The sequence below is a fragment of the Bradyrhizobium sp. CCBAU 45394 genome (assembly GCF_028128655.1).
In the GTDB taxonomy this organism is placed as follows: domain Bacteria; phylum Pseudomonadota; class Alphaproteobacteria; order Rhizobiales; family Xanthobacteraceae; genus Bradyrhizobium; species Bradyrhizobium diazoefficiens.
In genome coordinates this window covers 437765-456896 of sequence record NZ_LBIX01000177.1, presented here as the reverse complement: position 1 = coordinate 456896, position 19132 = coordinate 437765, and the positions used below count along the sequence as shown (strand labels likewise).

The 19132-nt window shown below is 65.2% G+C and carries 20 protein-coding genes; 6 read left to right on the top strand and 14 right to left on the bottom strand.

Annotated features, from left to right (window positions below):
- Positions 1–203 precede the first annotated feature (203 nt).
- Positions 204–1154, bottom strand: coding sequence for an oxygenase MpaB family protein (locus WN73_RS42930; RefSeq protein WP_028174770.1), 951 nt, complete (start codon positions 1152–1154; stop codon positions 204–206).
- 92 nt (positions 1155–1246) lie between these two features.
- Positions 1247–2395 (bottom strand): patatin-like phospholipase family protein, encoded by a 1149-nt coding sequence (locus WN73_RS42925; RefSeq protein WP_028174769.1) that lies wholly within the window; start codon positions 2393–2395, stop codon positions 1247–1249.
- Between the two features lie 198 nt (positions 2396–2593).
- On the opposite strand from WN73_RS42925, the gene WN73_RS42920 reads away from it, so the two are divergent.
- Complete coding sequence (locus WN73_RS42920) at positions 2594–3481, top strand: LysR family transcriptional regulator (RefSeq protein ID WP_028174768.1); 888 nt, start codon at positions 2594–2596, stop codon at positions 3479–3481.
- 186 nt (positions 3482–3667) lie between these two features.
- Here the strand turns inward: WN73_RS42920 and WN73_RS42915 are convergent, their stop codons facing one another.
- Together WN73_RS42915 and WN73_RS42910 are read right to left on the bottom strand one after the other, a co-directional pair.
- Positions 3668–4384 (bottom strand): peroxiredoxin-like family protein, encoded by a 717-nt coding sequence (locus WN73_RS42915; protein WP_011085558.1) that lies wholly within the window; start codon positions 4382–4384, stop codon positions 3668–3670.
- Between the two features lie 82 nt (positions 4385–4466).
- Positions 4467–4751 (bottom strand): hypothetical protein, encoded by a 285-nt coding sequence (locus tag WN73_RS42910; protein ID WP_028174767.1) that lies wholly within the window; start codon positions 4749–4751, stop codon positions 4467–4469.
- 237 nt (positions 4752–4988) lie between these two features.
- Between WN73_RS42910 and WN73_RS42905 the strand changes: the two genes are divergently transcribed.
- Positions 4989–5471, top strand: a complete 483-nt coding sequence (locus tag WN73_RS42905; RefSeq protein ID WP_028174766.1) for a cupin domain-containing protein — start codon at positions 4989–4991, stop codon at positions 5469–5471.
- Between the two features lie 165 nt (positions 5472–5636).
- Positions 5637–6839 carry an MFS transporter gene (locus WN73_RS42900; RefSeq protein ID WP_028174765.1) on the top strand — a complete coding sequence of 401 codons (1203 nt, stop codon included), beginning with the start codon at positions 5637–5639 and terminating at the stop codon, positions 6837–6839.
- Here the strand turns inward: WN73_RS42900 and ccoS are convergent.
- The 10 genes from ccoS to WN73_RS42850 all read right to left on the bottom strand — a co-directional run bounded on the left by ccoS (position 6836) and on the right by WN73_RS42850 (position 16243).
- Positions 6836–7003 (bottom strand): cbb3-type cytochrome oxidase assembly protein CcoS, encoded by a 168-nt coding sequence (gene ccoS / locus WN73_RS42895; protein ID WP_008138466.1) that lies wholly within the window; start codon positions 7001–7003, stop codon positions 6836–6838. The genes WN73_RS42900 and ccoS overlap by 4 nt on opposite strands.
- Positions 7003–9195, bottom strand: coding sequence for a cation-translocating P-type ATPase (locus tag WN73_RS42890; RefSeq protein WP_028174764.1), 2193 nt, complete (start codon positions 9193–9195; stop codon positions 7003–7005). The genes ccoS and WN73_RS42890 overlap by 1 nt, the downstream gene beginning before the upstream one ends.
- Before the next feature lie 8 nt (positions 9196–9203).
- Positions 9204–9689 (bottom strand): FixH family protein, encoded by a 486-nt coding sequence (locus tag WN73_RS42885; RefSeq protein WP_028174763.1) that lies wholly within the window; start codon positions 9687–9689, stop codon positions 9204–9206.
- Between the two features lie 15 nt (positions 9690–9704).
- Positions 9705–11171: a cytochrome c oxidase accessory protein CcoG gene (ccoG, locus tag WN73_RS42880; RefSeq protein WP_011085552.1), complete on the bottom strand. Its 1467-nt coding sequence runs from the start codon at positions 11169–11171 to the stop codon at positions 9705–9707.
- Positions 11172–11282: 111 nt separating this feature from the next.
- The gene (gene ccoP, locus WN73_RS42875; RefSeq protein ID WP_028174762.1) at positions 11283–12155 is read right to left on the bottom strand and encodes a cytochrome-c oxidase, cbb3-type subunit III; all 873 of its coding nucleotides are present in this window, start codon (positions 12153–12155) and stop codon (positions 11283–11285) included.
- Positions 12156–12161: 6 nt separating this feature from the next.
- On the bottom strand, positions 12162–12326 hold the full coding sequence (locus WN73_RS42870) for a CcoQ/FixQ family Cbb3-type cytochrome c oxidase assembly chaperone (RefSeq protein WP_015687703.1): 165 nt from the start codon (positions 12324–12326) through the stop codon (positions 12162–12164).
- 13 nt (positions 12327–12339) lie between these two features.
- A complete protein-coding gene (gene ccoO, locus WN73_RS42865) occupies positions 12340–13074 on the bottom strand; it encodes a cytochrome-c oxidase, cbb3-type subunit II (RefSeq protein ID WP_011085549.1) in 735 nt (244 codons plus the stop codon).
- Between the two features lie 12 nt (positions 13075–13086).
- Complete coding sequence (ccoN, locus tag WN73_RS42860; protein ID WP_271558282.1) at positions 13087–14736, bottom strand: cytochrome-c oxidase, cbb3-type subunit I; 1650 nt, start codon at positions 14734–14736, stop codon at positions 13087–13089.
- A gap of 209 nt (positions 14737–14945) precedes the next feature.
- Positions 14946–15371 carry a CBS domain-containing protein gene (locus tag WN73_RS42855; protein ID WP_028174761.1) on the bottom strand — a complete coding sequence of 142 codons (426 nt, stop codon included), beginning with the start codon at positions 15369–15371 and terminating at the stop codon, positions 14946–14948.
- Between the two features lie 38 nt (positions 15372–15409).
- A complete protein-coding gene (locus tag WN73_RS42850; RefSeq protein ID WP_028174760.1) occupies positions 15410–16243 on the bottom strand; it encodes a universal stress protein in 834 nt (277 codons plus the stop codon).
- Between the two features lie 207 nt (positions 16244–16450).
- On the opposite strand from WN73_RS42850, the gene fixL reads away from it, so the two are divergent.
- The 3 genes from fixL to WN73_RS42835 are packed head-to-tail and all read left to right on the top strand — an operon-like array spanning position 16451 to position 19049.
- Entirely contained in the window at positions 16451–17968 is a 1518-nt protein-coding gene (gene fixL / locus WN73_RS42845) for a sensor protein FixL (protein WP_028174759.1), read from the top strand.
- Between the two features lie 3 nt (positions 17969–17971).
- The gene (gene fixJ, locus WN73_RS42840; RefSeq protein WP_011085544.1) at positions 17972–18589 is read left to right on the top strand and encodes a response regulator FixJ; all 618 of its coding nucleotides are present in this window, start codon (positions 17972–17974) and stop codon (positions 18587–18589) included.
- A 43-nt stretch (positions 18590–18632) separates the two neighbouring features.
- Entirely contained in the window at positions 18633–19049 is a 417-nt protein-coding gene (locus WN73_RS42835; protein ID WP_011085543.1) for a response regulator, read from the top strand.
- Positions 19050–19132: the final 83 nt, after the last annotated feature.

Sequence of the window (19132 nt, the reverse complement as noted above, 5' to 3'; positions counted from 1 at the left end):
ACTCCGTCATTGCGAGCGCTTATCTCCCCCCGTCCCCCCGCGCAACGGCGGAGCCGTTGTCGCTGGAGGTCCTCGCCTCTTCGGCGCCTCGAAGGGCGACGGCCCGGCTACAGCAGCGGGGCCGTGCATCCTTCGAGGCTCGGTGCGATGCTCTTGCATCGCGCCGGGAGCACCTCAGGATGACAGGGTGAGGACCGAGGCCTTCACCCCTTGCCGCGCACGTCCATCTGCGGCCGTCCGATCCAGGCGCGGTTGAGGCAACGGGTTATCCAGTCCGGCTGCAACTCTCCTCGCAGCCTCGCCTGCGCTTCCTGGTAGGGACCGACATAGCGCAGCCTGTCCGGCAATTTCGGATAGGCGCGCCTGATCCATTTCACCGCATTGTCGGCGGATCTGATATCGCGCTCGTCCAGTTCGAACCCGAAGCCTGCACGCAATCGCTCCGGCAGCAGGCTTGCCGTCAGCGCGCGATACCAGCGCGGTGGCCGCAACCAAGGACGGGCGCCGGTGAAGATTTGTGTCGCGATCTCGCGCGCGGCCGGGCTGACGGTCAATGTCTCCGACTGCACCATCGCCGCGGTGTAGGCGGCAAAGCCGGACCAGTCCGCCGGCAAATCATCCCCGGTCAATCCGAACAAGGCGCCGAACAGCCGGCCCTCGGTCCAGTAGCGCTCGCGCTCCTCCACGGAGAGCTGCGGCAGAACCAGATCATGCGCCATCAGCCCCGTCTCGACCAGCGTCGCATGAACCCAGCGCAATGACGGGATGTCGTTGGCGCAGTAGCGCGAGCCGGCAGCGAAGGGGCCGACCGTCTCGGGCATCTCTCCGACGATCATGCTGTGACGCCGGTACAGTTGCCGCGACGACAGCAAGGCACGATCGAGCGAGCCGAACACCATGGCGAAGACGATGTCGAAGGTGCGGTGAAAGCGGCCGATCGGATCGGTCAACGTCCGGGAATGTTCGGCGATGGCGGCGGCGACCCAGGGGTGAGCCAGTTGCAGCAGCAGCGCGCGGCCGGCGCCGAGAAAGATGACGGCCTCCCGGTCGATCCGCCAGGTGACCGAGGACGGGCCGAACACGCCAGCAACGGGTCCCGCCGCATCGACGCGGACCTGATCGAGCGCCGCCTCCAGATCTTTCTCAACGACCAATTGCGAGCCTCGCGACGAAGACGCCGCGATAATAGCCCAGACAGCGCCCTCGTGATATCGTCACGGCCCAAAACAGATCACGGACAAGGCCCCTACTCCGCCGCAATCGGCATCTCGTCCATATGCTCGTGCAGCACCACGCCGGCGAGCGGGTCGAATTCGCCGATCCACGGCTTTCGTGCGAGCACGGACCTCGTGTGGGCGTAGCCCGCATGCCAGCGCCGCGTAATGCCCGACGGGCTGAAGTCGATGTCCTTGGTGTGGGTCTCGCGGTCGAGCTGCGGCGCCAGCAGCCGCACGACGTGCATGCGGGTCGAACAGCCGTAGCTCATCAGCTCCCTCACCGCGGGATCGCTGCGCTCGTTCTCGGGCAGACGCGCGGCGAGCTGGTTGATGACGTGCCGCAGGCGATGGGCCTGCTGCTGGCGGGCGATCTGGCTCGCGATCCGGCTGGAATACATCACATCCTTGTGCCGGTTCAGCACCTCCGCCATCGTGGTTGGCTCGGCGCCGACCGGATTCCACAGATGCACGGAGAAGATCAGCGAATCCCTGCGCGGATTGTCGTCGAACACCGCTTCCGTCGGCGTGTTCGAGAGGATGCCCCCGTCCCAATAGAGTTCGCCGTCGATGCGCACCGCCGGGAAGGCCGGCGGCAATGCGCCCGAGGCCATGACATGCTTCACCGTCAGCTCGCCGTCGCGGCTGTCGAAATAGCGCATTTCGCTGGTGCCGACATGGGCCGCACCGACCGTCAGGCGCGGCGCGCAGCGATTGGCGAGGTCGAAATCGACCAGCTCGCTCAGCGTCTTCTCCAGCGGCGCGGTCGAATAGAAACCGGCGTGATCGGCACCGAGCGGATAGGACTCCCCGGCATGCGCCAGCGGGTTGGGCTGGAAAAACCCGGGAATGCCCTGGGTCACGGTCGACCAATAGGCGAGCTTCTCGTTGAAGTCGGGAAACGCGGTGCGCCAGTTCCAGACCGGGTTCTGCTCCATCCGCTTCCAGAATTCCTTCAGGCGCGCCAGCCGATGCTCCGGCGCATTGCCCGCGATGAGGCTCGCATTGATGGCGCCGATCGAGGTGCCGATGATCCAGTCCGGCTCGATGCCGGCCTCGTGCAGCGCCTGGTAGACGCCGGCCTGGTAGGAGCCCAGCGCGCCGCCGCCCTGCAGCACGAGGACGACCTGACCCGGCAGGTCCATGCTCTTTCGTTGCCCGTTGTCCCGCATGCCGTTCATGTCTCGCTCCTGTCGGGCCTATGGTTATCATTCGTCAGGCGTAAGGCTATTGTTACGTCTTGCCATTTTTCGCGATTGCCGGGTCTTTTGGAAATGCCGCTTGGCTTCCGAAACCATACGCACGCGCTATGGCGGCCAGGATATCATTCCCTGTCCCGATCGGTTAGATTTCCGGCCGATCCTGCCGGGAGCCGATCCATGGAAATGCACCAGGTCCGCTATTTCCTCGCGGTGGCGCAGCTTTTGAATTTCACGCGCGCCGCCGAGGAGTGCAACGTCACGCAGCCCTCGCTGACGCGCGCGATCAAGCAGCTCGAGGCCGAGCTGGGCGGCGACCTGTTTCGCCGCGAACGGCCGGCGGCGCAACTGACCGAGCTCGGCCAGCGCATGCATCCGCTGCTGAAGCAGTGCTATGACGCCGCCGCCGGTGCGCGCTCGCTCGCCTCCTCGTTCAAAAGTGGTGAGGTCGGCGCGCTCCGCGTTGCGCTGACGCATTCGGTCGACCTGGCGCTGCTCATCCCGCACCTCAACGAGATCAGGCGGCAGTTCAACCGGCTCGAATTCCGCTTCCTGCGCGGGACGAGCCGCGAGGTCGCAGAATTCCTGAAGAAGGGCGAGGCCGAGCTCGGCATCGCCGCCGAGATCGACGAGGCCTGGGAACGGCTCGACGTCTGGCCGCTGTTCACCGAGGCGTTCGATCTCATCGTCAGCAGGGAGCACCGGCTTGCCGAGCACGACACGATCGAGCCGGACGACCTGCGCGCGGAACAATTACTCGGCCGCAGCTATTGCGAGCATTCCAAGCGCATCGCAGCGAGCCTGCGCGAGCACGGCATCGATGTCGATCACGGCCACGAGATTTCGAGCGAACGCGACCTGATCGAGCTGGTGGAGGCCGATATCGGCGTCGCCATGATGCCCCACACCTCGCCCGTGCCGGAGAGCCTGAAACGCGCTGCGGTTGCCGGCCTCGATGCCCGCCGCACCGTCAGCCTCTATGGCGTCGCCGGCCGCCAGCGCACGGCGGTGGCCAACGCCGTGATGCGCATGCTGCGCGGTGCGGACTGGCGGGCGATTGCGGGGTAGCCGCGAGAACGATCGCTGCTCTTCTTCCTTCTCCCCTTGTGGGAGAAGGTGGCGCGAAGCGCCGCATGAGGGGTATGTCTCCTTAAACTCAGCTCAGCGTTGGAGGAGAGAGACCCCTCGCCCGTCTCGCCGCTATGCGGCGAGCCACCCTCTCCCACAAGGGGAGCGGGGAAGAAAACGCGAGCCTCAGTTCTCCCGGCTCGCGCTCTCCAACGCCTCGATCAGATCGTCGATCTCCATGCGCTTGCGGAAATCCGGATCGACGAAGCGCGCTTTGACGATACCGTCGCGGCCGACCACGAACACCGCCGGGATCGGCAGCATCCAGCCGTCATTGCCGTGGAATTTCGCCATATCCTGATAGGACAACAGGCGCTGGATCTCGACGCCGAGCCAGATCGCGAGATTGAGCGACAGCGCGTAACCGTTGTCGAGATCGGTCAGGATCGGAAATGGCGCACTGGAATCGGCCTTGATCTGCCGCGTGTATTCCTGCGTCTCCGGCATGATCGCAACGATCTGCGCGCCCATTGCCTTGATGCGGTCCTGCGCCTGCACCACGGCGCGCACATTGAGCCGGCAATAGGGGCACCAGTGGCCGCGGAAGAACATCACCGCGACGGGGCCTTGCGCCAGCAGCGCGGGCAACGTCACGAGACGCCCCGTCTCGTCCGGCAGCATGAATAGCGGCATCGGATCGCCCGGACGCGGCGCGTTCTCCCCGCCGCCGTTCCCGTTCAATCGCGCCACCAGGCGATCGACCGCCTCGCCATAGGCCGGAAACACCTGGCGGCTTGCGTCGGCATACGCGAGGAGCTGCTCGTTCAGGGTTCCCTCCATCTCGCGGCAGCGCTGGAAGGCAAGCTTGAGCTGCTCGGCGTCAGCTGGTGAGAGAGAGGTCATCTTCCGCTCCGGCGTTCGAAGGGCGAATATTAGGTTCCTGGTTCGGCCGCCCGCAAGGGGCGGCCGTTACGCGAGGGCCGGTTCAGTTCACGTAGAAATTGCCGGTGGGGTCGAGCCGGCCGGACGCGGAGTACAGCGTGCCGTTGTCCATGAAGAAGACGGTGTTGTCGGGCACCTTCTTGGCGTGCTTCATCATCACGTCGTGGTTCTTCTCGGCCGGGGCCATGGCCATCGCCGACATCTTGCCGGGCCCGCCATAGACATAGGCCATGCCCGCCTTCAAATCCCAGGCGGCTTCCGAGAAGGCCGAGGTGGCGATCACCGCGAAGGCGGCGGTAAAAATCAGAGTCTTGGACACTTTCGTCATGAGATGCTCCTCCGGATTGACGTGAACGCCCGCCAATCGGGCGCCCCGCCATCGGACGCCGGATACTCCGGAAGCGGAAATGCCGATGCCCAATCGGTTCGATAGCCGCCGCGCATCAACATAGCGCAGGGCTATCACATCGAAAGCAAGTCGGTATTTCAACATCGACGCGATCTCGACGAAGCTCCTGCCATAGCCGGCGACCAGCGAGGTTGCGGCCAACAGAGGAGAGTTCCCATGTTCAAGCAGCACATGTTGTCGCGCCTGGTCTGGTCGGGCGCAGCCGTTCTCGGTGCACTGACATTTGCGGCGCAGCCGGCGCTCGCGGGCGAATGTCCTGTCGACAAGATCAAGCCGAACGCGCACCAGATGGTCGACTATAAGCCGGTCGGCGTCACCGACGTCACGCTCGGCGCCATCGACCTCGGCAAGCAGCCGGCGCATATCGAGGGCCGCGAGCTGCGCTTCCGCAAGCTCACCATCGAGCCCGGCGGCATCGTGCCCTGGCACAGCCACGACGACCGTCCTGCCCTGATCTTCGTGCAGCAGGGCGAGATCGTCGAGTACGCGTCCAACTGCGTCGATCCGATCGTGCACAAGGCCGGCGACATCCGCCCCGAGGTATCAGGCACCTCGCACTGGTGGAAGAACCTCGGCAAGGAAACCGTCATTCTCTATGTCGGCGACGTCCGCAGGGACCCTAATGACCACCACATGTGACGCGCGCTTGAACAGGCCGCCGTTCCGGGGCGATGCGTAGCATCAAACTACGGTGCGCAATTTGCGCACCTGGGAACCTCGAGATTCCGAGTCTGGTGCAACGAGCCGCACTTTGCGGTCCCGTCCGCACCAGCCCGGAATGACAGATCAACGGAGAGCCGTGCCATGACCGATCTTTCCGCGTCGATCAAACCGGCCGCGATGACGATGAACGCGCATTCCCCGGGCCTTGCGCTTCGTTCGCTCGTCATCGGCCTCACCGCCTTCCTGACCGTCGTCGATCTCTTCGCGACGCAGGCGATCCTGCCCTCGCTGGCGCGCCATTACGGCGTCACGCCGGCGGCGATGGGCTTTGCCGTCAACGCCAGCACCTTCGGCATGGCGATTGCTAGCCTCGTCGTCGGCTTCTTCAGCCCGCATATCAACCGGCGGACCGGCATCCTGCTCAGCCTCACGCTGCTGGCGGTGCCTACGAGCCTGCTGGCGATCGCGCCAAATCTTGGCGTCTTCACCGCCTTGCGGATCGCGCAGGGCCTGTGCATGGCATCTGCCTTCGCGCTCACCCTCGCCTATCTCGGCGAGCAATGCAGCGCGATGGACGCCGGCGGCGCGTTTGCCGCCTACATCACCGGCAATGTCGCCAGCAACCTCGTCGGCCGGCTGATCTCGGCGGCGGTCGCCGACGGCCTCGGTCTCGCCTGGAATTTCTATTTCTTCGCGGCGCTCAACCTCGCCGGCGCGGCGCTGGTCTATTTCACCATCAGGCGCGTGCAGCCGATGCATGCCATGACGCCGGCGGGCCCGCCGCTTGTCGCCATGATCGCGCATTGGCGCAATCCGCGGCTGCGCGCCGCCTACGGCATCGGCTTCTGCATCCTGTTCGCCTTCATCGGCACCTTCACATTCGTCAATTTCGTGCTGGTCCGGCCGCCGCTGTCGCTCGGCATGATGGATCTGGGCCTCGTCTATTTCGTCTTCCTGCCATCGGTCGTCACGACGTTGCTCGCCGGCAGGGTGGCCTCGCGGCTCGGGACGCGGCCGACAATATGGGGCTCGCTCGCCGTCGCCGGACTGGGCCTGCCGCTGATGCTGGCGCCGCATCTGGGCGAAGTGCTCATCGGCATGGTTCTGGTTGGTGTCGGAACATTCTTCGCGCAGGCCGCCGCGACCGGCTTCGTCGGACAGGCCGCCACCGACAACCGCGGCGTCGCCAGCGGAACCTATCTTGCCTGCTACTTCTGCGGCGGGCTGATCGGCACGGCCGTGCTCGGGCGACTGTTCGACAGTTTCGGCTGGCACGCCTGCGTCGCCGGTGTCGGCGTGGCCCTCGCGGCCGCGGCCATGCTCACATTCGCCCTGAAGCGCTAGCGCTTGACCGGCGCTTCCTGCGGCGGCTCGTCGTCGGCGATCGCGCGCCACGCCGCTCCGTCGAGATCGTCGTACTGGCCGCTCCTGAGCGACCAAAGAAACGCGACAAGACCGGCGCCTCCGAGCATCAACGCCAGCGGAACCAGGATGACCAGGATTTCCATCACACGATCTCCCGCGAGTCGCTGCGGGCGCGCAGCGAATTCAGCATGACCAGGATCGACGATCCGCTCATGGCGGCAGCGGCAATCAGGGGCGTCACGACGCCGCTGATCGCAACCGGCACCGCGAGGACGTTATAGCCGATGGCAAGCCAGAGGTTCTGCCGCATCAGGTGCAGCGCCTTGCGCGCGGAATCGATCGCGGCGACGACAGGAGCCAGCGGCCGGCCGAGGAAGACGAGATCGGCGGTGGCCTGGCTGAGATGCGCCGCCGAGATCGGCGACATCGAGACGTGGGCGGCCGCCAGCGAGGGCGCGTCGTTCATGCCGTCGCCGACCATCAGCACTCTTGCACCGCGCCGCTTCAACTCCTCGATCCGCGCGATCTTGTCGGCCGGCGTGACGCCGGCACGCCATTCCGGAATGGCGAGCGCATGGGCCGCGGCCTTCACCGCCGGCTCGCGGTCGCCGGAGAGGATCTCGATGCCGATGTTGCGCGCCTTCAGCGCCGCGATCACGGCCTGAGCGTCCGGACGCAGGCCCTGACGCACCCAAAGGATGAATTTTTCGGCTCCCTTGCTGAAGGCCACGATGGAGGCTTCGGGATCGAGCCTCGTCCCGTCGCCGACCAGCGCCTCGGCGCCGCAGAAGGACGGACGGCCAAGGCGGATCTCGGCGCCGTCGACGTCTGCGCGCACGCCCTGCCCGGCCTCCTCGACCGCGCCGACGATCGGCGACCTGGCGCCGGCGGCCTGCGCCACCGCGGCGGCAACCGGATGATGGCTCGACAGCGCGAGGCGGCCGGCGAGTTCGAAGATATCGGCGGGAATGTCAGCCGCGTTCATCACTTCGAGGTCGGGCAGCGTCAGCGTGCCGGTCTTGTCGAAGATGACGTGGTCGGCTTCCGCCAGCCGCTCGATCGCATCGCCCGAGTTGAGCAGCACGCCGGACTTGAACATCGCGCCCGAGGCCACCGTCTGCACCGTCGGAATCGCGAGCCCAAGCGCACAGGGACAGGTGATGATCAGCACGGCAACGCCGGTCACGATCGCATCATGCCAGGACGCACCCGCGATGACCCAGCCCAAAATGGTGATGAGCGCGGTCGCATGCACCACCGGCGCGTAGAGCCGCGAGGCGCGGTCGGCGAGCCGCATGTAGCGCGAGCGTGCCTGGAGCGCGTTGTCGAGCAGCCGCGTGATCTCGGCGAGCAGCGTCGCTTCGGAGGCCGCCGAAACGCGCACCCGCAGCGTGCCGGAGATGTTCATGGAGCCGGCATAGACCGGCGTGCCCTGCTCGGCCGTGACATAGAGCGTCTCGCCGGTGATCAGGCTCTGGTCGATCTCGGAACGCCCCTCGATCACCGTGCCGTCGACCGCACAGCGCTCGCCGGGCCGCAGCAGCACGATGTCGCCAGGACTGATCGCAGCGACGGGCACCTGTGAAATCTCGTCGGGCCCGACGAACTTGGCCGCCGTCTCCGCCTTCAGCGCGGCGAGATTGCCGGCGACCGCGCGCGTCCGCCGCCGCATGTTCTGGTCAAGGAAGCGGCCGACCAGCAGGAACGTGAGCAGCATGATCGCCGCGTCGAAATAGGCGTGCTCGGCATGGTGGATGGTTTCGACCACGGACATGCCGAGCGCGAGGATCACGCCGATCGAGATCGGGACGTCCATGTTGGTCGTCTTCGCCGACAGCGCGCGCCAGGCGGAGCGGAAGAACGGCTGGCCGGCATAGGCCGCCGCCGGCAGCGCGATCAGCGCCGACAGCCAGTGGAAGAAGTCGCGCTGCTCGGGCAGCATGTCCGAGACGTTGCCCGACCACACCGGGATCGACAGCATCATGACGTTCATGGTGGCGAACGCCGCAACGCCGAGGCAGCGCAGCAGGAAGCGCGATTCGGCGACCTCGGCCACTTCCGCGCTCTCGGTCTCGAACGGATAGGCCTTGTAGCCGAGCTCTTCGAGCCGGTCGATGAAACGGCCCGGGTCGAGCGTGCCCGCTTTCCATTCCAGCGCGACGCGGCGGTCGGTGAGATTCACGCGCGCCAGCGTGACGTCGGGAATGGCGGACAATCCGCGCTCGATCTTGGCCATGCAGCCGGCGCAGTGAACCCCCTCGACCGCGAGATCGATGTGCTTGATACCCTCGCCCGCGGTCCGGACGTAGTGCGAGAAATCCCGCGTGACGTGCATGACGGTCCTCAGTTCAGGATCACGCGGTTGCGCGACAGGAATACGCGCGTCCCCCGCGCCTCGCCCTCGATCACCAGGTCCCACTGGCCCGGCGCGACGGAGGCGGCATTGCCGCGATAGATGCCGATGCCTGCCTCCGAGAGCTCGACCGAAAGATCGGCGCGCTTGTCGGTCGGCCGCTCGAGCCGGCCGCCGAACTTCAATCCGGACACCGGCTGGCCGCTGGCATCGCGTGCCTCGACCTGAAGTATGGCGCCGCCATCGGTCCCGCGCTCGATATGGGCGTTGACCTTCCATTTGCGCGCGGCCTGGTCCTGCGCCGCCGAGATCTCGCGATCATAGGTGAGACCCGCGGCATAGGGGCTGTCGACGTCGGTGCCGGGCAGCGTCGCGATCGCGAGCTTCATCATGGTCACGTTGACACCGATCACGACGCCGAAGAAGGCGACCAACATCAGGAAGACTTTTGTTCCGGTCAGCGGCTTGGAGGCCATGGCTGTCTCCTGATCCTAAGGCGCGACGAAATTGTCGGTGGCGGACGCGACCTCGCCGAGCCCGATATCGGTGACGTGGAAGCGAACCGGGATCGACTTCTCGGGATTGGTCTCCGCCGGCGCCGTGACCAGCAGGCGCAGCTCGCTGGTGGAGTCGCGGGGGATCACGATCATCGGCCGGTCCGGCGTCACCGAATCGACGCCAATGACGTGGACCGTCAAATTGGCCGGACCGTTCGCGTCGATCGCGATGACGCGGTCGTAGCCGCTCTTGTTCAGCAGCCGAACCGTGTAGGCGTTGCGGATCGAGCCGTCGCTGAGCTTGACCGCGACCGGATTGCGGTCGTGCAGCACGTTGACGTCGAGCAGGCTGCGCGTCGCCAGCGTGTAGATCATGAAGCCGCCGATGGCCGCGATGATCGCACTGTAGACCACGGTGCGCGCCCGGACGATCCGGTAGATCGGCGCCTTGCCTTCCTGGCGGCGATGGATGTTGATGTCGTTGTCATAGCCGATCAGCCGCTTCGGCCGGCCGATCTTGGTCATCACGTTGTCGCAGGCGTCGATGCAGAGGCCGCACTGGATGCATTCCATCTGCGGTCCGTTGCGGATGTCGATGCCGGTCGGGCACACCGCGACGCACTGGTAGCAATCGACGCAATCGCCGACCTGCTGGCCGAGCGCGCGCAGCTCGGCCGCCTTCTTCACCGAGGTGCGCTTCTCGCCGCGGTCGTAGCGGTAGGTGACGTTGAGCGCCCATTCGTCGGTGAGCGCTGCCTGGATCCGCGGCCACGGGCACATATAGGTGCAGACCTGCTCGCGCATGTAGCCGGCGAGCAGATAGGTCGTTGCGGTGAGGATGCCGATCCAGATATAGGCGATCATCGGCCCCTGGAAGGTCACGAGCTCCTTCACCAGGGTCGGCGCGTCGTTGAAATAGAGCACCCAGGCGCCGCCGGTCCACCAGGCGATCAGCAGCCAGATCGAATGCTTGAGCACGATCTCGGAGATGCGCTCGAGCTTCATCGGGTCGGACGATTTGTCCTTCTTCATCCGCTCGCGGCGGTCGCCTTCGATCAGGCGTTCGACGGCGTAGAACAGGTCGGTCCAGACGGTCTGCGGACAGAGATAGCCGCACCAGATCCGGCCGCCGATGGAGTTCATCAAAAACAGCGCCACCGCGGCGACGATCAGCAGGCCGGTGAAGTAGTAGACCTCCTGCGGCCACAGCTCGATGAAGAAGAAATAGAAGCGGCTGTTGGGAAGATCGATCAGCACCGCCTGGCTGGGCGCGCCAAGGCCGCGATTCCAGCGCACGAACGGCAGGAAGTAGTAAACGCCGAGGCAGAACGCCATCAGGCCCCATTTGATCCGGCGGAACGTGCCGGAGACGCTCTGGGGATAGACCTTCTTGCGGGCTGCGTAGAGCGGCCCGACGTCATCTTCCGATGTGAGGTCTTTCGGGTTCACGGTCTTGTTCATCGCCTGAAACTTTTCGAGGAGGTGCGATTAAACCTAGACCCGACGTCGCCGCGTCAGTTGATCCAGCTCAAACGGGGGCACTTTTGTTCGCCCCCGTTTGCCGCGGATCTGCTATTTTCCACCGCCCAGCGAGTGGACGTAGACCGCCATCGCCTTGATGGTGGAGGGATCCAGCCGCCCTTCCCAGGCCGGCATGACGCCGGCGCGGCCCTGGCTGATGGTCTCGATCAGGGCAGCCTCGTCCGAGCCATAGAGCCAGATCTTGTCGGTCAGGTTCGGTGCGCCCATTTCCTGGTTGCCCTTGCCGCCGTCGCCGTGGCAGGCGACGCAATTCTCGACGAAGATCTTCTCGCCCTTGGCGGCGTCGTAACCCTTGCGGGTCGGCAGCCCCGACAGCGACCGCACGTAATTGGCGACCGTGACGATCTCGTCACCCTTCAGCACGCCGTCCTTGCCGAAGGCGAGCATCTGGCCCTCGTGCGTCTTGGCATGACCGGAACGCGCGCCGAACTGGATGGTCTGCATGATCTGGTCGAGCGTGCCGCCCCACAGCCAGTCGTCGTCGTTCAGGTTCGGGAAGCCCTTGGCGCCGGCGCCGCCGGAGCCGTGGCACGGCGCGCAATTGTCGCCGAACACGGTCTTGCCCTTGGCGCGCGCAAGCGCCAGCAGGGCCGGGTCCTTCTCGATGTCGGCGAGCGAGGCCGCGCCGAGCGCCGCCATCTTGTCGCCCCTGATCTTCTCGAGATTGGCGAGCTCGACCGCGACGTCGGCGCGCGAGGAGTAGCCGAACAGGCCCGTGGTGTTGCTGGAGATCAGCGGCCAGGCCGGATACACGATCCAGTAGCCGATCGCCCAGACGATGGTGAGGTAGAAGCAGATCACCCACCAGCGCGGCAGCGGCGTGTTGAGCTCCTTGATGCCGTCCCACTCATGTCCGGTCGTCGTCTTGCCGGAAACAGAATCGAATTCGCTATGATCGGTCATGGTCTCTCACTCCTCCCGCAACGGCAGGTGTGCTGCTTCGTCGAACGCAGCCTTGTTACGGGGCCAAAATGCGTAGGCGATGATCGCGAGAAAGATCGCGACGAACACCGGCGTCCAGATCGTGGTCACGAGACCGGACGCGAGATTGTCGAGGGTCAGGATGGCTTTCATCGTTGATGCCTTCTCAGCGAAGATTGGCTTTCTCGTTGTAGATCTTGAAGTCGACCAGCGTGCCGAGCATCTGCAGATACGCGATCAGCGCGTCCATCTCGGTCGGCGTGCCGGTCTTGCCGTCGAAGTTGCGCACCACGGCCTTGGCGTAGCGCTTGTTGAAGGCGTCCGCGCCGGCATTGTCCGGATCGGCCTGGGCCTTCAGATCGGCGCTCGCGTTGGCGATCTGGTCGTCCGTGTAGGGCACGCCGACGGTCCTCAGCGTACGCATATGGTCGGCGATGGTGTCCGGATCGACTTCGGTTGCGCTGAGGAACGGATATCCCGGCATCACCGACTGCGGCACGATCGCGCGCGGGTTGGTCAGATGGGTGACGTGCCAGTCGTCGGAGTACTTGGCGCCGACGCGGGCGAGGTCCGGACCGGTGCGCTTGGAGCCCCACTGGAACGGATGGTCGAACATGCTCTCGGCGGCCAGCGAGAAGTGGCCGTAGCGCTCGACCTCGTCGCGCAGCGGCCGGATCATCTGCGAATGGCAGAGATAGCAGCCTTCGCGGACGTAGACGTTGCGGCCGGCGAGCTCCAGCGGCGTATAGGGCCTCACTCCGTCGACCTTCTCGATCGTGCTCTTGAGGTAGAACAACGGAGTGATCTCGACGAGGCCGCCGATCGCGATCACCAAGAGGATGCCGACGATCAGGATGATCGAGTTCTTTTCGAAGACTTGGTGGCGTGTCCAGAACGACATTGCTTTAGCTCCTCATTCCGCCGGCTGAAGAGCGACGGGCATCTGGACTTCCGCCTCGCCGACGCGAACGGTCATCCAGAGATTGTAGACCATGATCAGCGCGCCGATCAGGAACAGCCCGCCGCCGGCAGCACGGATGATGTAGAAGGGATGCATCGCCTCGACGGTCTCGATGAAGGAATATTCGAGGAAGCCGAGCGAGGTGTAGGCGCGCCACATCAGGCCCTGGAGGATGCCGGACACCCACATCGCCGAGATGTAGAGAACGATGCCGAGGGTCGCGACCCAGAAGTGCCAGTTGACGAGCTTCAGGCTGTAGAGGCCCTTGCGATTCCAGGCCCACGGCACCAGGCAGTACAGCGCGCCGAAGGAGACGAAGCCGACCCAGCCGAGCGCGCCGGAGTGCACGTGGCCGATGGTCCAGTCGGTGTAGTGGCTGAGCGAGTTAACCACCTTGATCGACATCATCGGGCCTTCGAAGGTCGACATGCCGTAGAAGGCGACGGAGACCACGAGCATGCGCAGCACGGGATCGGTCCGCAGCTTGTCCCAGGCGCCCGACAGCGTCATCAGGCCGTTGATCATGCCGCCCCAGGAGGGCATCCACAGCATGATCGAGAAGGTCATGCCGAGCGTCTGCGTCCAGTCGGGCAGCGCCGTGTAGTGCAGATGGTGCGGACCTGCCCAGATGTAGAGGAAGATCAGCGCCCAGAAGTGGATGATCGACAGGCGATAGGAGTAGATCGGCCGCTCGGCGCGCTTGGGGATGAAGTAGTACATGATGGCGAGGAAGCCGGCGGTCAGGAAGAAGCCGACCGCGTTATGGCCGTACCACCACTGGAACATCGCATCCTGGATGCCGCCCCAGGCGACGTAGGACTTCGAGCCGAACGCCGAGACGGGAAGCGCGGGGTTGTTGCCGAGATGCAGCACCGCGATCGTCACGATGAAGGCCAGATAGAACCAGTTCGCGACGAAGATGTGCGGTTCCTTGCGCTTGATGATGGTGGCGAGGAAGACGAGCAGATAGACCACCCAGACGATGGTCAGCCAGAGATCGGCATACCATTCCGGCTCGGCATATTCCTTCGACTGGGTGACGCCGAGCAGATAGCCGGTGCCTGCGACCAGGATGAAGAAGTTGTAGCCGACCACGACGAACCAGGGCGCGAGATCGCCGGCAAGGCGCACGCGGCAGGACTTCTGCACGACGTAGAAGGATGTCGCGATCAGCACGTTGCCGCCGAAGGCGAAGATCACGGCGGAGGTGTGCAGCGGACGCAGGCGGCCGAAACTGATCCAGGGCAGATCGAAGTTCAGCGCGGGCCAGGCCAGCTGCGAGGCGATGATGAGGCCGACGAGGAAGCCGGCAATGCCCCAGAACATCGCCATGAAGGAGGAGAACTTGATCGGCCCCATGTTGTAGTTGGGACGGCCGTTGATCTCCGCCGGCGGCAGCGCCGCCGGGCGCTCGAAGTAGCGGTTGACGATGCAGAACACCGCCGCCACGCTCGCCGCCGCGCTGAGCGCGGCGTGGAAGGCGAAGGGCGCGTCGAGCGCCTTGGCCGCGGCGATCACGCAGAGGAAGGCGGTGGCTGCGAACACGACAGCCAGGCCGCTTTCACCGATGGTCATGGATTTGGAGATGGAGGGCTGGCTCATGCGGATTCTCTCTGAAAGAACACAGCGCCAGAAACCACATTCACCCTCGCGGGGAATTGATTGAAATCAAGATAGGTGGATTTCTGTTAATGTGAGGCTTTCGCGGATCAGAGAGCCATATCAATCGCCTGCGGCCGGCGCCGCGCGCGCGGCGACCGATCGCTTCCGTGAAATCACGGAGTTTGAAATCGCGGGAACTGGAGGCCCCGTCAGTCGCGCGCGGTCGCCTTGAGCGCCGCGATGACGTCCTCGCGGGCGATGATGCCGACGAGCTTCTGCGCGCCGTCGAGCACGATGATGCTCCTGATGCGGTGCTCGACCATGATCTGGAGCACGCGCGTCAGCCGCGTGTCGGGGCTGACATAGATGAACTCCGGCGTCATGACGTCGCCGATCTTGCGGCTCATCAGGTCATGATAGCGCGGCAGCATCTGGCTCGGCGTGAAGGCGAAGCATTTCAGGATGTCGAACTTAGTGACGATGCCGACCACCTGTCCGTCGTCCTCGACCGGATAGGAATTGAAATCGTCGCGCTCGAACATCTCGCTGAGCTCGAGCATGTTGATGTCACGTTGCACCGTCTTGACGTTGCGCGTCATGTAGCCGTCGACGGTCTGCTCAAGAAATCTGTACACGGCGCGTCCTCCTCGAATAGCTTTTGGCCGAACGGCCGTCAGTGCGACAGCAACACGCTACGGGCGGATTGAGTGACCAGATATTGGGTGACGCCTCCCAGGATCAGCTCGCGAAACCGCGAATGTCCATAGGCGCCCGCCACGATCAGGCCGGCTCCGACGTCGCCGGCGACTTGCTCCAGTTGCGCGGCGGCGGGTTCGTCTCCCACAGCCTCCGAGACGCGCGCGGTCGCGGTGACGCCGTGGCGGGCGAGCCAGGCGGCAACGTCGGTGACGCCGGCCAACACGGCCGAGCGGTCGTCGTCGCGCTCCGGAATTGCTGCGATGGTGACGTCCCTCGCCTTGCGCAGCATCGGCAGCGCGTCCGCCACCGCCCGCCGTGCCTCCGGCGTATCCTTCCAGGCCACCAGCACGCTGCGCAGGTCGAGCCAGTTGGCCCCATCGGGGACGACGAGAAGCGGGCGGCCGGCCTGCATCACCAGATCCTTGGGGCTTGCGAGCGCGAAAGCGTCGGAGAAGGCCGGGCTCTGCCCGCCGCTGACGACGATGTCGGCGCAGCGCGCCTGCGCCAGGGCGAATCGCGCCGGAAAATCCATGGCGCTGCGCCACTCGGCATGCCCGCCGCGATTCCTGGTGGCCGCGCGGAATTGCGCCTCCAGAGCCGCCAGCCGTCGCCTGACGGACGCTTCGCCCTCGTCGATCAGTCCCTGGGCGGCGGCGCCGTCGGTGAAATAGAGCGGCGGGGCGAACTGCGCCGCGGCAACCCCGACGATGGCGGCCTCGAATCGCTCGGCGAGCTCGCCCGCGACCTGAAGACGCGCCTCGTTGGACTGGTCGAGCGCCAAGCTGACCATCACGGTCGCGTATGTCATTAGAATTCTCCGGGCAATGAACTGCTATGAAATCTAGCTGTGCCGGCGCGAGGCAGGATGAGATAGATCAAACCGTCGCCCACCCGGGACCACCGGCATTACGCCAATGGAATCAAACATCCGAACTTGCCTCCGGCCCGGGCTTGAGCGAAATTACCGCCGTGGTTGCGGCACCTGGGCCCGTGGCACGAGAATGGGAGTGACACCTTGGCGCCGACCCGCGTAACGCATCCGCCGGATGACGGCCGGGGCGAGCATTTCCGGGTCAGGATCGAGGGATTCGGCGTCGGCACCTGGGATCTCGACCTCAAGACCTGGGCGCTGGACTGGTCGGATACCGCGCGGACCCTGCTCGGAATCGGGCAGGACCAGCCGGCGAGCTACGACCTCTTCCTGTCACGCCTCGAGCCCGACGACCGCGAGCGCGTGGAGAGCGCGATCAAGCGCGTCTCCGAACGCGGTGGCGGCTTCGACGTGTCCTTCAGGGTCGCCGGCACCTCCAACGCAGGACAGTGGATTCGCGCCCGGGCCGGACTCATTCGGGACGAAGCCGGCACCGCCCGCCATCTCAGCGGCATCTTTCTCGATATCGACGAGGAGAAGCAGGTCGAGGGTGCGCTCCGTACCCGCGAGAACCACCTCCGCTCGATCCTCCACACAATTCCCGACGCCATGATCGTCATCGACGGCCACGGCATCATCCAGCTGTTCAGCACCGCCGCCGAGCGCCTGTTCGGCTGGTCCGAGCTCGAGGCGATCGGCCAGAACGTCAACATCCTGATGCCGGAGCCCGACCGCTCCCGGCATGACAGCTACATTTCGCGTTACCGCACCACGAGCGATCCCCACATCATCGGCATCGGGCGCATCGTGACCGGCAAGCGCCGCGACGGCACCACCTTCCCGATGCACCTGTCGATCGGCGAGATGCAGTCCGGCGGCGAGCCCTATTTTACCGGTTTCGTCCGCGATCTCACCGAGCACCAGCAGACCCAGGCGCGTCTCCAGGAACTGCAATCCGAGCTCGTCCACGTCTCCAGGCTGAGCGCCATGGGCGAAATGGCGTCCGCGCTCGCGCACGAGCTCAACCAGCCGCTGGCGGCGATCAGCAACTACATGAAGGGCTCGCGGCGGCTGCTTGCCGGCAGCAGTGATCCGAACACACCGAAGGTCGAAAGCGCCCTGGACCGCGCCGCCGAGCAGGCGCTGCGCGCCGGCCAGATCATCCGGCGCCTGCGCGACTTCGTTGCCCGCGGCGAATCGGAGAAGCGGGTCGAGAGTCTCTCCAAGCTGATCGAGGAGGCCGGCGCGCTCGGGCTTGCCGGCGCGCGCGAGCAGAACGTGCAGCTCCGCTTCAGTCTCGATCCGGGCGCCGATCTCGTTCTCGCCGACCGGGTGCAGATCCAGCAGGTCCTGGTCAACCTGTTCCGCAACGCGCTGGAAGCGATGGCTCAGTCGCAGCGACGCGAGCTCGTCGTCACCAACACCCCCGCCGCCGACGACATGATCGAGGTCGAAGTGTCCGACACCGGCAGCGGTTTCCAGGACGACGTCATTCCGAACCTGTTTCAGACTTTCTTCACCACCAAGGACACCGGCATGGGCGTGGGACTGTCCATCAGCCGCTCGATCATCGAAGCTCACGGCGGGCGCATGTGGGCCGAGAGCAACGCATCGGGCGGGGCGACCTTCCGCTTCACCCTCCCGGCAGCCGACGAGAATTGATGCATGACGACCAAGGGACATATCTACGTCATCGACGACGACGCGGCGATGCGGGATTCGCTGAATTTCCTGCTGGATTCTGCCGGCTTCGGCGTCACGCTGTTTGACGACGCGCAAGCCTTTCTCGACGCCCTGCCGGGTCTCTCCTTCGGCTGCGTCGTCTCCGACGTGCGCATGCCGGGCCTTGACGGCATCGAGCTGTTGAAGCGGATGAAGGCGCAGCAAAGCCCCTTTCCGATCCTCATCATGACCGGTCACGGCGACGTGCCGCTCGCGGTCGAGGCGATGAAGTTAGGGGCGGTCGACTTTCTGGAAAAGCCTTTCGAGGACGACCGCCTCACCGCCATGATCGAATCGGCGATCCGCCAGGCCGAGCCGGCCGCCAAGAGCGAGGCCGTCGCGCAGGATATCGCCGCCCGCGTCGCCTCGTTGAGCCCCAGGGAGCGCCAGGTCATGGAAGGGCTGATCGCCGGCCTTTCCAACAAGCTGATCGCCCGCGAGTACGACATCAGCCCGCGCACCATCGAGGTGTATCGGGCCAACGTCATGACCAAGATGCAGGCCAACAGCCTTTCGGAGCTGGTTCGCCTCGCGATGCGCGCCGGCATGCTCAACGATTGAGCCAAGTCAAGGCCCTTGCCGGATGCTGTGCTAGCCATGCAGCATGATCGAGGTCAGTTCACATCACGAGCGGCTGCCGTCCTCCACAAAACCCACCGTCTTTGTGGTCGATGATGACGCCGCAGTCCTGGGATCCCTGCGGTTCCTGCTGGAAACCGACGGCTTTGCCGTGCGGACCTTCAGGAGCGGCACGGCGCTGCTCAATGCCGGCGGCGCGCCCGGGGCCGACTGCTACGTGATCGACTACAAGATGCCCGACATCAATGGAATCGAGCTCGCCAGCCGCCTGCGTAAATCGGACGGCGAAACGCCCGTGATCCTGATCACCGGCTATCCGGACGAAAACATCTCGACCCGGGCCGCCGCGGCCGGCGTAAAAGACGTGGTTTTGAAGCCGCTTCTCGACGAAAACCTGCTCAAGCGTATCCGCCGCGCCATCCAGGACCGGCCTCGGGCGTGACCTACGGGGTTCTACGTAAGGCACCCCCCTTAAGATATCGCTCGAAATTTTCGAACCTCCCGATACCGCGTACCAATGCGTCA

What these genes read in the sequence shown, in the direction of transcription:
- WN73_RS42870 (WP_015687703.1), bottom strand. Translation starts at nt 12,326, where the DNA reads ATGAAAGCCATCCTGACCCTCGACAATCTCGCGTCCGGTCTCGTGACC.
- WN73_RS42905 (WP_028174766.1), top strand. Translation starts at nt 4,989, where the DNA reads ATGTTCAAGCAGCACATGTTGTCGCGCCTGGTCTGGTCGGGCGCAGCC.
- ccoP (WP_028174762.1), bottom strand. Translation starts at nt 12,155, where the DNA reads ATGACCGATCATAGCGAATTCGATTCTGTTTCCGGCAAGACGACGACC.
- ccoS (WP_008138466.1), bottom strand. Translation starts at nt 7,003, where the DNA reads ATGGAAATCCTGGTCATCCTGGTTCCGCTGGCGTTGATGCTCGGAGGC.
- WN73_RS42920 (WP_028174768.1), top strand. Translation starts at nt 2,594, where the DNA reads ATGGAAATGCACCAGGTCCGCTATTTCCTCGCGGTGGCGCAGCTTTTG.
- WN73_RS42890 (WP_028174764.1), bottom strand. Translation starts at nt 9,195, where the DNA reads ATGCACGTCACGCGGGATTTCTCGCACTACGTCCGGACCGCGGGCGAG.
- WN73_RS42885 (WP_028174763.1), bottom strand. Translation starts at nt 9,689, where the DNA reads ATGGCCTCCAAGCCGCTGACCGGAACAAAAGTCTTCCTGATGTTGGTC.
- fixJ (WP_011085544.1), top strand. Translation starts at nt 17,972, where the DNA reads ATGACGACCAAGGGACATATCTACGTCATCGACGACGACGCGGCGATG.
- ccoG (WP_011085552.1), bottom strand. Translation starts at nt 11,171, where the DNA reads ATGAACAAGACCGTGAACCCGAAAGACCTCACATCGGAAGATGACGTC.
- WN73_RS42900 (WP_028174765.1), top strand. Translation starts at nt 5,637, where the DNA reads ATGACCGATCTTTCCGCGTCGATCAAACCGGCCGCGATGACGATGAAC.
- ccoN (WP_271558282.1), bottom strand. Translation starts at nt 14,736, where the DNA reads ATGAGCCAGCCCTCCATCTCCAAATCCATGACCATCGGTGAAAGCGGC.
- WN73_RS42850 (WP_028174760.1), bottom strand. Translation starts at nt 16,243, where the DNA reads ATGACATACGCGACCGTGATGGTCAGCTTGGCGCTCGACCAGTCCAAC.
- WN73_RS42915 (WP_011085558.1), bottom strand. Translation starts at nt 4,384, where the DNA reads ATGACCTCTCTCTCACCAGCTGACGCCGAGCAGCTCAAGCTTGCCTTC.
- WN73_RS42925 (WP_028174769.1), bottom strand. Translation starts at nt 2,395, where the DNA reads ATGAACGGCATGCGGGACAACGGGCAACGAAAGAGCATGGACCTGCCG.
- WN73_RS42835 (WP_011085543.1), top strand. Translation starts at nt 18,633, where the DNA reads ATGATCGAGGTCAGTTCACATCACGAGCGGCTGCCGTCCTCCACAAAA.
- WN73_RS42910 (WP_028174767.1), bottom strand. Translation starts at nt 4,751, where the DNA reads ATGACGAAAGTGTCCAAGACTCTGATTTTTACCGCCGCCTTCGCGGTG.
- ccoO (WP_011085549.1), bottom strand. Translation starts at nt 13,074, where the DNA reads ATGTCGTTCTGGACACGCCACCAAGTCTTCGAAAAGAACTCGATCATC.